The sequence below is a fragment of the Paraflavisolibacter caeni genome, assembly GCF_025628885.1.
GTDB lineage: Bacteria > Bacteroidota > Bacteroidia > Chitinophagales > Chitinophagaceae > Flavisolibacter > Flavisolibacter caeni.
Window position 1 is genome coordinate 66914 of record NZ_JAOTIF010000028.1, and the last position, 15191, is coordinate 82104.

General features: G+C 42.0%; 11 protein-coding genes. All 11 read right to left on the minus strand.

The window, feature by feature from the left end:
* Nucleotides 1–82 precede the first annotated feature (82 nt).
* The 11 genes from OCK74_RS23560 to OCK74_RS23610 all read right to left on the minus strand — a co-directional run bounded on the left by OCK74_RS23560 (nucleotide 83) and on the right by OCK74_RS23610 (nucleotide 15103).
* The gene (locus OCK74_RS23560; RefSeq protein ID WP_279299557.1) at nucleotides 83–4192 is read right to left on the minus strand and encodes a hybrid sensor histidine kinase/response regulator transcription factor; all 4110 of its coding nucleotides are present in this window, start codon (nucleotides 4190–4192) and stop codon (nucleotides 83–85) included.
* Between the two features lie 219 nt (nucleotides 4193–4411).
* Nucleotides 4412–4819 (minus strand): response regulator, encoded by a 408-nt coding sequence (locus tag OCK74_RS23565; protein ID WP_279299558.1) that lies wholly within the window; start codon nucleotides 4817–4819, stop codon nucleotides 4412–4414.
* A gap of 91 nt (nucleotides 4820–4910) precedes the next feature.
* Nucleotides 4911–5909, minus strand: a complete 999-nt coding sequence (locus tag OCK74_RS23570; protein ID WP_279299559.1) for an ROK family protein — start codon at nucleotides 5907–5909, stop codon at nucleotides 4911–4913.
* Nucleotides 5910–5940: 31 nt separating this feature from the next.
* Nucleotides 5941–7428 (minus strand): MFS transporter, encoded by a 1488-nt coding sequence (locus OCK74_RS23575; RefSeq protein WP_279299560.1) that lies wholly within the window; start codon nucleotides 7426–7428, stop codon nucleotides 5941–5943.
* 16 nt (nucleotides 7429–7444) lie between these two features.
* A complete protein-coding gene (locus tag OCK74_RS23580; RefSeq protein ID WP_279299561.1) occupies nucleotides 7445–7675 on the minus strand; it encodes a hypothetical protein in 231 nt (76 codons plus the stop codon).
* 364 nt (nucleotides 7676–8039) lie between these two features.
* On the minus strand, nucleotides 8040–12137 hold the full coding sequence (locus tag OCK74_RS23585; protein ID WP_279299562.1) for a hybrid sensor histidine kinase/response regulator: 4098 nt from the start codon (nucleotides 12135–12137) through the stop codon (nucleotides 8040–8042).
* A gap of 95 nt (nucleotides 12138–12232) precedes the next feature.
* Nucleotides 12233–12574, minus strand: a complete 342-nt coding sequence (locus tag OCK74_RS23590) for an IS66 family transposase (RefSeq protein WP_279299568.1) — start codon at nucleotides 12572–12574, stop codon at nucleotides 12233–12235.
* A gap of 149 nt (nucleotides 12575–12723) precedes the next feature.
* Nucleotides 12724–13497: a sialate O-acetylesterase gene (locus OCK74_RS23595; RefSeq protein WP_341483223.1), complete on the minus strand. Its 774-nt coding sequence runs from the start codon at nucleotides 13495–13497 to the stop codon at nucleotides 12724–12726.
* Nucleotides 13472–14146: a hypothetical protein gene (locus tag OCK74_RS23600; RefSeq protein ID WP_279299564.1), complete on the minus strand. Its 675-nt coding sequence runs from the start codon at nucleotides 14144–14146 to the stop codon at nucleotides 13472–13474. Before OCK74_RS23600 ends, OCK74_RS23595 begins: the two co-directional genes overlap by 26 nt.
* A gap of 176 nt (nucleotides 14147–14322) precedes the next feature.
* A complete protein-coding gene (locus OCK74_RS23605) occupies nucleotides 14323–14688 on the minus strand; it encodes a hypothetical protein (protein ID WP_279299565.1) in 366 nt (121 codons plus the stop codon).
* Nucleotides 14689–14707: 19 nt separating this feature from the next.
* Nucleotides 14708–15103 carry a M15 family metallopeptidase gene (locus OCK74_RS23610; RefSeq protein WP_279299566.1) on the minus strand — a complete coding sequence of 132 codons (396 nt, stop codon included), beginning with the start codon at nucleotides 15101–15103 and terminating at the stop codon, nucleotides 14708–14710.
* Nucleotides 15104–15191 lie beyond the last annotated feature (88 nt).

Genomic DNA, 15191 nt, shown 5'->3' on the forward strand with positions numbered 1-15191 from the left:
AGGGTATTCAATTGTTGCAGACTACGGCACAAAATGTTTCAAACAACTGGTTTTCAATAGTTTTTACACAACCAGAAGGCTGTTACGTGTTGCTGTCCTTTTTATTGGCCACATATTGGGAAGGCAGCATCCGGAATTCTTCTTTAAACAATTTGGTGAAGGTCTTGGGGTTATTGAAGCCCACCTCGTAGGCAATTTCGGCAATAGACAGCCCGCTTTTTTCCAACAACTGGGCAGCCCTCTTCAAGCGGATCGAACGGATAAACTCAATGGGCGTCTTGCCGGTAAGAGAAAGAATTTTTCTATACAGGGTCACCCGGTTCATGTACATTTCACGGCTGAAGTCCTCTACCGAAAACTCAGGGTCATCCATGTGTTTTTCAACAATTTCCAAAGCTTGCTTTAGGAACTTTTCGTCTACAGGCGTGATGGTGACCTCTTCAGGGTTGACCTCAATTTGCTTCTGAAACCTTTTCTGCAATAATGTCTGCTGTGCCAGCAGGTTCCGGATCCGGGACGCCAGGATCTCAAAAGTAAAGGGTTTGGTAATGTAATCATTCACGCCCGCCTTCAACCCCTCCAGTTGTTTTTCCTCACTGCCCATAGCGGTAAGCAGAATGACAGGAATATGGGCAGTAAGGGTTTCGTTTTTGATTTTCCTGGCCAATTCCACCCCGTCCATTAAAGGCATCATGATGTCGCTGACGACCAGATCAGGATTCAGAAGTTTTATTTTTTCCCAGCCTTCTTTTCCGTTCGGGGCTTCTTCCACATGGTATTGTGCTTTCAGGTTGTCTTTGAGGTAAAAGCGCAGGTCTTCATTGTCCTCTACCACCAGGATGGTTTTCTTCTTGCCACTCTTTTGACTTTCTTCCACCATTACCTGTTCCGCCTCTTCTGCCGGTAGTGGGCTGGTGGCAGCCCGGGTTGAAGATTCATAGATCTTTTTTGCAGGAAGTAAAACCGTAAAACAAGTACCCCGCTCCGGTTCGCTTTTTACTGTTATGATGCCGCCATGAAGGGTCACAAACTCTTTGGTGATGGCCAGCCCAATACCGGTTCCCTGGTTGACCATGCTTTCCGGCACATCGGTTTGAAAGAACCGTTCGAAGATCTTCTCATGCTTATCGGCCGGAATGCCGATGCCCGTATCTTTTACTTCTATGGCTAGTGTTCCCTCGCTTTCCTGATTAGCCGGCTCGCTATACCTCAGGGTAATGCTTACCGCTCCACCATCATAGGTATATTTAAATGCGTTGGATAGCAAGTTGAATAAAATCTTTTCAACTTTATCCTTGTCAAAATAAATTTCAAGACGATCAACATTTGAAGAGAAGGAAAAGTGGATCTTCTTCTTTTCTGCTATGTCCTCAAAAGAGTGACTGATATCCCTGCTAAACTCGATAATATCGCCTATTGCGGGATGCAATTTCACTTCCTGTACTTCCATCTTCCGGAAATCGAGCAGTTGGTTCACCAGGTTCAAAAGGCGCTTGGCATTGCGCTGAACCAGATTGAGTTGCTGTTTCTGTTCTTCATCAGGGATTTGTCTAATGATCTTTTCGAGTGGTGAAAGGATGAGCGTTAAAGGTGTCCGGAATTCATGACTTACATTGGTGAAGAATTTTGTTTTCAGTGCATCCAGTGCCTGCACCCGTTCCGCTTCTTTTCTTTGGTGCTCCACTTCAAAGCGCATCTGTATCCGCTCAAGCGTAATACGCCGTATAAGGTAGACCAGAGCTGCAATCAAAAGCGCATAAATAATATAGGCAAGAGGTGTTCGCCAGAACGGAGGGGCAATATGGATGCGTAGTGTTTTTTCTTCACTCCATACACCGTTATTACCTAATACTTTTACTTTCAAAATATATTGGCCAGGGTCAAGATTTGTATACGTGGCTCTTCTCAGGCTTCCATCAGTATACAACCAGTCTGAATTAAACCCTTTCAGCATGTAGGCATATTTTTCACGGTTGCTGTGATCAAAATCAAGCGAAGCAAACTCAATGGAGAAAACGTTTTCTTTATACTTCAGGTCAATACTTTGAAGCTGTGATAAAGATTGTTCCAGTATAACACGATTATTGATCAACGCACCGGGTTGAACATCATTATTTAAGATTTGCAAACCGGTGAAAACAACCCTGGGATGAAAAACAGGCTTCTGAATTGTAAAAGGATTAATGATATTAAAACCGGAAGGCCCACCGAATATCAGTTCACCTGCCCGTGTTTTGAGTGCTGCGTTTTCATTGAATTCCCGGTTCTGAAGGTTGTTCATCTCATCATACCTAATGATGGAAAGACCAAGACTGTTTTCCTTTTGTTTGGGAATGGCATTACACAATCCATTAGGTGTGGAAAGCCAAAGTGTTTGATGATTGTCTTCAAGTATTTCCAATATCTGATTATCGGGCAGACCATCTGCTGTAGTGAATAATTGAAAATCTTTTGTTTGCTCATTAAATAGATGCAAACCTTCCCGGGTTCCCACCCAAATTCTACCCTTGCTATCTTCTAAAAGACAGCTTATATTATTGTTGCTTAAACTGTTTTTGTCATTGGTATGGTAATAAAAACTTGGAGTGGCTTTATTCTTGTCCAAAACGGCGATTCCAAAGACTGTACCAATCCACAAATTCCCTTTCTTGTCCTGCAGGATTGCAGAAATATAATTAAGAGGTACAGGGCTTTGATTGCCTTCTTTATACTGTAAATGTTCAAACCGGTTTGTCTTTCTGTCCAGCCGATCCAATCCACCGCCCAAAGTGCCTATCCATAAATTCTGTTCCCGGTCTTCAAATATTTCCCACACATTGTCATCAGCTAAACTTGATGGCTCTTTGTCATCATGCCTGTAATGTGTGAACTTCTTCCCATCGAAGCTGTTCAGGCCACCGAGGTAAGTTCCAATCCAAAGTATGTCTTTATGATCGATACACAGGCTTACAATTACGTTATTACTCAGGCTGTTTTTATTGTTGGGGTCGTGCAGGTATTGTTTGAATGTATTGTTTTGCCTATCGAAATAGATCAATCCGCCACCGTTTGTTCCAATCCAGATGTTCCCCCACTTGTCTTCCACAAAGCGGTTGACATCATCGTATTGTAGACTCTTTGCATTCGATTCCTGTTGATGAAAATGCGGAAACTTTACAATGTTACCATTAAAAAAATTTACACCCTGCTTATAAGTTCCCAGCCAGATAATTCCGTTATCGTCTTTATAAAGTGCAGTTATAACGTTTTGACTGAGGCTTTTGGGATCTTTTGGATCGTTCAACAGATAACTGGTTCTGTAGTTGTTTTTTTTGTCAATAAGCGTCACACCGCCATGGTCTGTTGCCACCCAAATCAAACCATTGTTATCCTGAGCGATTTGACTGACCAGGTTTGCATTCAGCTTCGATGGAAATGAGTTTTCATTAAATTGTTTGATCGAATGATCCTGGGGATGGAAAAGAAAAACTCCATAAGTATAACACCACAGCCAGATATCACCTTCGTTATCTATGAAAAGATCAAAAGAACAGGTCCCTTTTTTCAATTTTTGCAAAGCAATGCTGGAGAAAGTGATTTTATTTAAATTAATATCAAACTGCTGCAATAATCCGTTTTGATACACCAGCCATAACTTTCCATCTTTTGATTCTTTAATGGAAGTAATTTTTTCAGAAGGATTGGATTTGAAATGCTGCCTGAATGGTTTCGCTCTTTTATTTGTGCTTGAATACAAGTATAGTTCAGAGTTGTCATACAAAAACCAATATCTTCCGTTATTACCTTTTACGATTTTAGTAATCGTGCCAGAAGGCAAACCAAGTGTGTGTAAATAGTTATCATGACCAGCATCAAATTTTTCCGTGTGGGGATTATAAATGCAGGGGCCTCCTCTTGTCTCCACCCACATTTTGCTATCGGGAAGTTCATAAAGGGAGAGTATACAATTATCGTACAACGAAGAGCTATCGTTAGCTTTCTTACGATATATTTTGAAAGCATATCCATCATAGCGATTAAGGCCCGACAAAGTACCAAACCATATAAAACCAGTAGTATCCTTTAGTATGGCATTGATTTGGTTGTGTGAAAGACCGGTATAAGTATCAAGTTTGGAAAAATTATAGTATTCACTTTGTGCAAAAACAGAAAGCGACTGTAACAGCAAAACAACCCAAATAAGCAAGCGCATCAAATTAAGTTAACTTAGGAAAAAATTTTGCACCCCTCGCCACAAAAATCAGGTCCATATTCTGATAAAGTAGAGATAAAGTTAACAAAAAGAGTGGGATCAGGAATTTTCATGAAGAAAGGAGCCCATCGTAGACACAGCAGGCGTATTGCCCTATGTGCAAGAAAATCATTGACTCATAAATAGATACAAAAAGTATGTACTGCAATTTTCTTGTTTTTACAAAGTGTTATGAGCTGGCTGAAAACTGATTCCATATTGTGCTAAAATTGCACCGATTTCAATAATAAATTGTCGGTAAGTACATGGTTTTTGAATGAAAGCTTGTGCTCCTTCCCTGTATGCTTCTTCAACATTATTGAGCAATAAGGATGTACTCCACATGATCACAGGTATATGGTTATATCCTGGATGTTTCTTGATCTGTTTCAATAGGTCGATACCGCATATTTTAGGCATATAATAATCTATAAAGATTAAGGAGGGCTTATATGAGCCCTGGGTCTTTAAGATATGATCAGCGTCCTGTTCACAGTATAATACAATATAATCAGATATAATTTCTAATGCCTTGCTAAAAAACAGGCAATCATCTGCATCATCATCAATTAAAAGAATACTTTTCATGAAAGTAAATTGGGATGTTAGAGAGTTAAATAATAGCCCTCTGTAGACACAGCGGGCGTTCACGATTGCTTGCCAAATACTATCTAAACTTTTATTTCAAAACCGGCAAAGCTTCTATTTTTAGTTTTTCTTCTTTCCTTTCCCACACCAGGGCACTGGCACCCAGGATAGCGGCATCGGCTTCCTTCAACTCACTGAAAAGCAACTTTACCTTACCTTGAAAGATGGGCAGCAGGTTCTTTTCCATGTGTTTCCTGGTGGGCTGCATGAGCAGGTCTCCGGCCTTGATGACGCCTCCGAACAGGATGATGGCTTCAGGTGAGGAAAACATCACAAAATTGGCTAAAGCTTCACCCAGCACCTCGCCGGTAAATTGAAACACTTTCTGCGCCAGTTCATCACCCTGCAACGCACACTCACATACCAGTTTGGAGGTGATCTCTTCGCCCCTGTACCCCCGGAGCTGAGAGGGCCCCACCCAGGTGTCTAGGAGCACCCTAGCCGTAAGGGCTATGCCTGTTGCAGACGTATAAGCCTCCAGGGAACCATCCAGTCCGGTAGACCAGTGCTTTCTGCCCCTGCGCACTATGGTGTGGCCCAATTCGCCTGCAAAGCCATCATAGCCATACACCAGCCCTCCACCAGCTACAATGCCACTGCCTACCCCGGTGCCTAAGGTGAGCACGATAAAGTCCTTCATGCCTCTTGCCGCCCCATACATCCCCTCTCCAACGGCTGCCGCATTGGCATCATTGGTGAGCGAACAAGGTAATTCAAATCGTTCTGTGATCATTTGGGCCAGCGGCACCACACCCCTCCAGGGCAGGTTGGGGGCATGTTCTACAGTGCCTCTGTAGTAATTGCCATTGGGCGCTCCCACCCCAATGCCTCTGATGTTGTCCACACCTACCTTCTCCATAGCAGGCATAAGGGCTTGAGACAAAGCCTCTACAAAGCTTTCAGCTGTGGTGTATTTTGCAGTTGGCAGTATGCCTCCTTCGAGAATGATTTCACCCCGGTGGTTCACAACACCACTTTTGGTAGTAGTACCTCCAATGTCTACGCCAATGGCAAATGTTTGCTGGTTCATACCTCAGTATTGATAAAGTTGATAAATTCCATTAGTGCCCTCCCGCAGCCGGGGTATCATAGTCAATGCCCTCCCGCTTTAAGATGGCCTGGGCTCTCAGGGCATAGAAGGCCAGGTACACAAAACACACCACCCCCACTACATAGGAAAGTTGAATGCCTAGGTAAGCATCTGAGGCCAGGTAGCCCTGCACCAGGCTCACAATGCCGCCCCCCATGATCATCATCACCAATAGGGAGGCGCCTTCATTGGTGTGCCTGCCCAGCCCTGTAATGGCCAAAGTAAAGATGCAGGGCCAGAGCGTAGAACAAAACAGCCCCACAGAGATAAAGGCATACACGCTCACCATGCCATCCGAGAGCATACCGATCCCAAGAGCTGTAATGCCCATCAAAGAAAAGATCAGGAGCTGTCGGGCCGGATGGCCCTTGCTGAGCAGATCTCCCACAATCAGGGCTACAATCACCCCTGCATACAGGTAAAAAGGGGTAAGGTCATGCGAGGCCAGCTTGTTGATGAGCAAAAACACCCCAAAGGCCAGGTAAGGCATTACAAAGCGGAGCACAGATTTCAGCGACTTGCCTACCCCAAAGGCACCTACTGAGGAAGTCCACCTACCCATCATCAGCGAAGCCCAGAACAGCGATACAAAAGGAGCGACCTGTTCTGTGGGAAATGCACTGCCGTCAGCTCCCTTCACATGCTGCTCCATAAACAGGGGCAGGTTCGAAGCGGTAGCCACCTCCACGCCTACATAGAGGAAAATGGCGATCATGCCCAGCCAGAGTTGCCCATAGGCCAAGGCACTTTGTTTGGTGGGGGGCACCAGGTGATTGGGAACATCCGCAGGAGTGGCTACTTTACTTTCCACCACTTCTTCCTCCAGTGCTATTTGGTTGGGTACGGAGGAAAACTTAAAGATCAGGGCTGCCAACAGGAATAAGGCCCCCAGGATCAGGTACGGGGTCTTCACCGACGAAATGTCGGCCACCTGGGCGGCCCCACCAATGGAGCCAAAGATGGCCAGAGAGACCAGCACCGGACCGATGGTGGTGCCAAAGTTGTTGATGCCGCCTGCCAGGCTGAGGCGCTGAGCACCCTGCTGCCTAGGTCCCATGACAATGGCGAGGGGATTGGCCGCGGTTTGCTGCAGGGAAAAACCAAGACCAACGATGAACAGTCCGGAGATCATGAGGGTAAAGGAAGCCGTTTGGGCGGCTGGATAAAACAGCAAGGTCCCAAGAGCTGAAATGAGCAGGCCCAGGCAGATGCCGTTCTTGTAGCCCAGTTTACCAAGAATATCACCCCCACTCCATTTGCTCACCCCAAAGTAAATCATGGAGCCCACCGTGTAGGCCACGTAAAAAGCAAAGGAGATCATCTGCGATTGCCAGGGTTCCAGGTTGAGTTTTTCTTTGAATACCGGGATCAGGATATCATTGCTGGCAGCCACAAAGCCCCAGAAAAAGAATACGGAAATAAGAACGCCGAATTGCGACCAGCGCGTTTGTTGTGACATATAGATATTGATATTATTAAAGATTATTTGATAACTTACCTATACCATCGGCAGGATAGCTGCGGTTGTTGCAGTAAGTAGCTGTAAGCCAGCCGATATTACCATCTTTAGAATAAAGTTTCAGGGCTGATAGCGGATGGTAGTTCCGTGTATCACCAGCTTTGGCTTTCAAGGAGACCTTTTCTTTATCTGAAGTCGTGGACCAGGCGGTATACACAATAATACCATTACATAATAAAGCAATCATTTTTCATACTAGGTATTGATGTTCAGGCTCAAAACTAAAAATGAGGCTATTAAGACAGGGGGGTCAGATGTTGCATATTAGGGTATTAAATGTTTCCTCTGTCAATATATAATTGATTATCAATAATAAATGTGTGACCGAATTACCCTCTCTGTCAAAAGCTTTCTTCCTTTTTCTGAAGGTTAATTTTATGATATTACATTAACACTTCGGCAGAGTACATAGAAAAACAAAGGGTGACGGTTCTTGACGCCAATTAGCACATTCGGATTTATTACGCTGATTAATTCGTAGCTATTTCAGTTTTAAGAGCCGCCACATTGGCTGAGCAGGCTCATAACTAACTCAAGGGGCTGACGTACCCTTATTTTGCCAGACTGGTCTTTTTAAGAACGTTAACCAGTTCATCCATATTTAAAGGTTTGGATAGGTAATCGTTCATTCCTGCTGATCTGCATTCTTCCCTGTCTTCAAGCATGGCATTAGCGGTCATGGCTATAATTACAGGTTGCCGGTCAAAGTCACTCCTGATTTTTCTTGTTACACTTATTCCATCTAAAACGGGCATTTGGACATCCATCAGAACTACTTCATAGGATTTCTTCGCTAGCATTTCCAAAACTTCCTGTCCATTATTGGCCAGATCAGGTTTATAACCCAGTTTATTTAATACTTTAATAATCAGCTTTTGGTTGATAAGATTGTCCTCAGCTATCAAAATATTTAGAGGATAATTAACCGCAAACTCTTCTGACAATAAATTCGCTTGTTTGTTTTCAGGGATGGGCTCTGACTGACTAAATTGCTTTAACGCCAATTGGATCACCCTTAATAAGTGTTGCTGTTTTACCGGCTTGGTAAGAATTGCTGTAAATAAGGACCCCATTTTTTTGGAGTCCTCGTCTCCTATAGGGCTCAACAAAATCACTTTCTGCAGAGGATTTGCTTCTTTTATTTTTTTGGAAAGCTGTACACCATTTAATCCCGGCATGTTCATATCAGTGATTACCAGGTCAAAGTTTTTTTCCCTGTTTAAAATTTCCAATGCTCTTTCACCGGATGAAGTAGTGACCGTGTTAAGCCTCCATAGTTCCAGCTGTGTTCTTAAAATTTGTAGGTTTGTTTCATTGTCCTCTACAATTAATACCTTTTTTCCTTCTCCGGAAAATTCAAGATTTACCCCATGATGTATCTGCTGTTCCCCGGCTTTGCAATGAATATTAAAGCTAAAGGTACTTCCTCGTCCTTCTACGCTTTCAACCTTAATTTCGCCGCCCATTAACTTGATTAATCGTTCACAGATGACAAGACCTAAACCGGTCCCTCCATATTGCCGGGTTGTAGAGGTGTCTACTTGCGAAAAAGCTTTAAAAAGACGATGGAGCTTATCTTGCGGAATTCCGATTCCAGTGTCTTTTACTTCAAAGCCAATTTCCAGATCATCTTGTTGTCGATTAATAAGATTGATTCCAAGAAATACTTCACCTTTTTTGGTAAACTTGATAGCATTTCCAATTAAATTTATCAGCACCTGTCTCAAACGTAAGCTATCTGCAAAAAGAAATGGTGAAACTTTATAATCAATTTGATAAACCAGATCAATGCCAGTTTGTGCAGCTTTGCTTGCAAACAAATCCATCACCTCTTCAATACATTTACGCAGGTCGAAGTGATGCGGATCCAATTCCATCTTTCCCGACTCAATTTTAGAGAAATCCAGGATATCGTTAATCACACTTAATAAAGCCTCGCCGCTGTTGCGAATGGTTTCAGCGTATTCTCTTTGCTCATGATCTAACTTGGTGGCGCATAATAGGGAAGACACGCCCAAAACTCCGTTCATGGGGGTGCGTATTTCGTGACTCATGGTGGCTAAAAAAGCGCTTTTAGACTGATTAGCTTTCACTGCTTCCTCCCGGGCCTGCTGTTCCAGATCTGATTTCAGCTTTAATTCCTCTGCCTGGACTCGTAGCTCCTCATTTAACTGCTGAAGATGCTCCGATTGTCTCACAACTTGCTCAGTCCGCTCGGCTACCACTTTTTCAAGTTCCTCTTTTTGAGCTCTGATTTGGCTGGTGCGGTATTTGAAAAAAAAGTAGGTGCCGCTTACAATAGCCAGGAAGCTCAAAAACCTGAACCACCACGTTAGCCAGAAGGGGGGAGTGACTATTATTTTTATAGAATTTCCGGCCATATTCCAGACACCATCATTATTAGATGCTCTTACTCTAAAAGTATATTCTCCGGGATCTAAGTTGGTATAAGTGGCTTTTCGGTTTTTACTGGCTTTGTTCCAATTTTCCTCAAACCTTTCAAGAATATAAGCGTACTGGTTCTTTTGCTGCGAAATGTAATTTAATGCTGAAAATTCTATGGTAAATACCGATTGATCATATTTTAAAGTAATATCCTTAGTCAAGCTGATATCTGTTTTTAACGGGGATTGAGGATCTGAGGAATTAACCGATAAATTAAAAATTTGAAAGTCTGTAAATACTACCGGAGGAGGGTTCTTATTTTCTGTGATTTTATCTGGATTAAAAATGGTAAATCCATTAATTCCTCCAAATACAAGGTCACCGTTTTTTAACATTAAATGTGCATTTACTTTGAATTCATTTCCCTGAATACCGTCGCTTATGTCATATGTTTTTAATTTCTTGGTTTCTGGGTTATAGCTGCAAATTCCATTATTGGTACTCAGCCATAAATTTCCTTTTCTATCTTCATAAATTCCATAAATAATATCACTGGGTAAACCGTCTTTGAAATAAATATTAGAAAACTTCTTGCTTTTTTTATCGAATAAGCTAAATCCATCACTCGTGCCTATCCATATTCTGCCTTTATGATCTTCAGTTATCGTATAAAGCTTATCATTACAAATAGACCCTGGGTCTTTGTCACTATGTTTAAAACTTATCCTTTTTTTACTTTTTCTATCCAGTATTTGTAATCCTTCCCAGGAAGCTAAATACAGATTTCCATCGCTGGCATCGAGCATATCTGTAATATAATTAGGCCGGCCGGGCATCCCGGTAGAGTAATCGATTAAGCGGTTTGCTTTCTGGTCAAAAAGCATCAGCCCGGCCAATGTTTGTATCCAGATATTCCCCTGTTTATCTTCAAAAAGATACATCACACTGGGGTCTATTAAATCCTTACCGGGGCCGCTTTTGTCGCTTTTTTTGTAATGGGTGAATTTATTAGTAACAGGATTATAATGATCAAACCCTCCATCCCAATATCCAAGCCACATAGTTCCCTTGTTATCTATTAAAATTGAGGTAACTACATTGGTACCTATAGTATTAACAATAGCAGGTGAAGCCTGATATCTGGTAAAATTTTTAGTTTTTGGATTGAACTTGTTCAATCCTCCACCGTCTGTTCCAATCCAGATATTTCCTTGATGGTCTTCGCCTAAAGAGGCGATATTGTCATTGCTTAAACTATTTTGCGATGCCAGATTGCTTCTATAGGTGTCAAAATTGCGTTCGGTTAACAAATTTACACCACCCGCAAAAGTACCTAGCCAAACATTTTTGTTCCTGTCTATATAAATGTTAGTTACAGAATTCGAGCTTAAGCTTTCCGGATCTCCTGCATGATGCGTATAATGGTAAACGTTAGTCCTGGTTTTATCTATAATATAAAGGCCTTTGTTCACTGTTCCAGCCCATATTCTTCCGTATTCATCTTCACTGAAATCGGTAATGAGGACATTCAAATCAGACTTCTTGAGAAAAGGCACCAATTTATTATCTTTTATGGAATAGCAATAAATGCCGTTAACCGTTGCGAATAAGATATTATGATCACGATCTTCAATAATACATGTGATATCTTTTACTGGAATATCTTTCCGCTCAGTTAGTCTTTTTAGTTTCGTGTTATAATTGTAAATAAAGTTCTCTCTGGTAACCATCCAGCAAATTCCTCGGGTATCAATATACATCGCTGTTATTTCATCATCTTTTGAAAATTCGAAGAGGTACCGGAATTTCTTATCATTCTTGCGTTTTGCATAAACTATTGTGCTGGCGGATGTATAAAGCGTTTTATCTTTATCCTCAACCAAATTAATTACTCTTGACGTCCTTTTAATTTCTGTATGGTTGATGAAGGAGTTGGTATTTCTGTGATACATACTTAGGCCAGAAGCGGTGCCAAACCAAAGATTTTTACCTGAATCTTCGAAAATGCGATAAATTTCATTATGTGGTAAACTGCTGGAATCATTTAAACGATGCTTAAATACTTTGCAGGAATAACCATCGTACCTGTTTAAACCGTTCTCTGTGCCGATCCATATAAATCCCAGATAGTCTTGTATGGTGGTATTAACATGGCTGTTTGATAAGCCGTCGATGACTGAAATCTGGTTAAATCTATAATTGTAGCTTTGGCAGACCCCCCAAAAAGGCAAACCCAGCAATAGTATGAAAAACTTCTTTAGCAAAAGAAAATGGTTGTTTTTCAGAACTGATGATTATGTAATTAAATTTATGATTATTTTTTATATCATTGTTGGAGTTCTCTGAGCCTGCAAATAATTTAAATTTGAATTGAATATTTTACTGAATACGCCAGCGCATTGCCTATCGGACTTTTGGGCAATACTTCCAGGAGTTGCCCCTTCATCCATTTTCCCAATGCATGAATTATTGGAATAGCTTCCTTTTGCCGGATTTCTTTTCTTCCTTCAACAAACGAATCTTCATCCATGCACCTGCGCTCTATAGCATAAAGCAGTTGCATCTGCTCTAAAGCATATTCCGCACGCCCCTTATCTGAGTTCAAGCTGTCAACAAAGTACCTTCGGGCGTGCACCATGCAAAGTAGATGCTCAAAGTCTACACTGTCATCAAAGTCGTCATAGACCTCGTATTCAACCAGAAAGAAGAAAAAAAATCAATAACAAAAATTAACTTCTAATAAAAAGTAAAAAGCGCAGTTTCTTGGACTGCGCTTTTGCGTTGCTTTTTTTGGAAAAACCATTCATACGGCAAACCTCCAATTGACACGTTGTCAAATCGGCTCATTGCCTATTTCTTAACTACAGGGGTATCCACCGGCCAGTCATCTGTACGGAATAGATTGACAGGGAGCCCCTCTTTAGTAAACAGGTTAGGCATGGCCTCATTGCTAAAACCAAATCGGACCACAACCGGCTTTTTTACTGCTTTGTTCCACACAACCACCGAACTGCCTTCAATTTTAGCCTGGGCCGGAACAAATTGCTGATCCTCCCCTGCAATATAAAACTCAGTAGGTGTGCCCCCTTTGCTGATCAGCCCGATGCCCACCTGATCAAAGGAAATGCGCATCTTGTCCTTTTCCACATGCATGCTTTGATAAACCGGGCTTTTATAGTACAAGCCGCTTTTTCCATACGTCTGAGCTAATGCATAATTAGCTAATCGCAGACCTACTTCCCTTTTCAGCTTTGGATGGATGTCATTGACATCATCCACCAGGTCACTGACCACCACCATGCCCGTGTTGGGACAGGTCCTGCTTTGGGTTTGCGCTTCCCGCAACAAGGGTGCTATATTCATGTGACCGTAACCTGCAAAAGGAGCGATCTGAACATAGTAAAAAGGAAAGTCCTTTTGCCAGGCTTTACGCCAGGCACCAATCATTGTTGTCAAAAGCGACTGGTAAGAATTCGCTGCACCTGTATTGCCTTCTCCCTGATACCAAATAGAACCAGCAATATTATAGCTGGTCAGCGGATGAATCATGGCGTTGTAACTAAAACCGGATTGTACGGGCCACCATTGTTGAGCGGCATTAAGTTGCTTGGCGGCTTGTTTCAAGATCGGATTCTTTTCTACCTGGTCTTCTGGCGTCCATACTTCTGCGGGTGTCCCCCCAACTGCCATTGATCAAACCTACCGGAGCATTTAATTCCTGTTGTATTTTCTTGCCAAAAAAATAACCAACTGCACTAAAGCGCTTCATATCCTCTGGATTACAAACCGCCCACTTTGCTGCCACATCATCCTGGGGATATTCAGCCGTTGTTTTTGGAATATGAAAGAAGCGGATGCTTTTGTTGTTAGCATGGGCAACCTCGTCTTGGTAGGGTAGCCCCCAGTTCACGTTCATTTCCATGTTGCTTTGCCCACTGCAGACCCAAACTTCGCCAACCATTACATCATCTAACTCTATAGAACTGTTCCCCTGAATAGATATCTTATAGGGCCCTCCTGCAGCAGGTGTTTTTACCGTCACACTCCACTTTGCGTTGCCCGAACCAACCGCAGAATAAGTGGTTGTGTCCCAAGTGGTATTGATCTTGATCTTTTCACTGGGAGCACACCAGCCCCACAATTTTACTTCACTGTTTTGTTGCAACACCATATGACTGCCAATAATAGCTGGCAAACGCAATTGCGCAAATAATGTTGGTAAACCAGCCAGCAATGAAAACATTACAGTAAATATGGAATATCTTTTTTTCATGAGATTTGGGAATGAAATTTAAAGTTTGATCAATTAAGTGTGTCGAAATTATGTCATGGTAATAGCTTCCTGAAAAATGGCTTTCTCTCTATAATATCACCTTAAAAGGCCAATACCACATTTAATTCTTTATCAAAATGTGTAGTATTAGTTTTACTCCAAAAAAAATTGTACAATCATTTGATAACAGAAAGACTTACCATCAATATGTCATGGGCGGGAACAGTTTTTTGGATGTCCTTTTTTGTTGTACCAAGATCTTTCTTTGTCCACAGGTCACGGATCCTGTAAACAGTATTTTTTGCATCCAGCTTCCTACTGAAGAGGGTATCGACAATCTCTTGCTCTTTCCATTTGAAGGCAACTGTTTGAGGCTTGGTACTCCTGTTGAGAAAACACATTGCCCACTCACCATTTTGCAAAGGTTTGAACCAGTTCTCCACACTATCTTTCACCGCATATTGAAAGCCCTGAATGCCTAAGGAATCCTGATTCACGGCAATGACGTCCCTAATACCAATCGAATACTTTATATTGAACAACTGTATAAAGTAAGCGCTATTACTTTATCATATCCTTCCACCCTTTTATTACATAATGAGGATAGTCAACATATTTCCATTGGCCACCCCATTCTATTTTTGGGTTAACCATTCTTGTTGAGAACAGCTTGAACCACTTTTCAGACCAGTCGACTTTCGTGTCGATAACGAAAGCCACGTCAATTGCGAATGAAGGTTTGAAGTTGTGGGGACTCTGGCCGCCTTTTGCGTTTGTCACTTTCTTGCCAGGTTTGGTCTTACCCTGGGCATATAGATCATTCTGTTCTTCAGGAGAACGGTAAGTGGCGGTAAGAATCACAGTCACATTTGGATAGGTCTTTTCAAATGTTTCTTTGGCTTTGGCGAATTGTTCCTGTAAAATCGGATGTGCGTCTTTTATATCTCTGGATGGCATTCATAAAGGGTTCTGTATTCTAAGATTCCACCAAATGTTTTTTGGAGACCCTAAAAAGTTGTGTAAATAGGAAGTAGTAACTGTATTT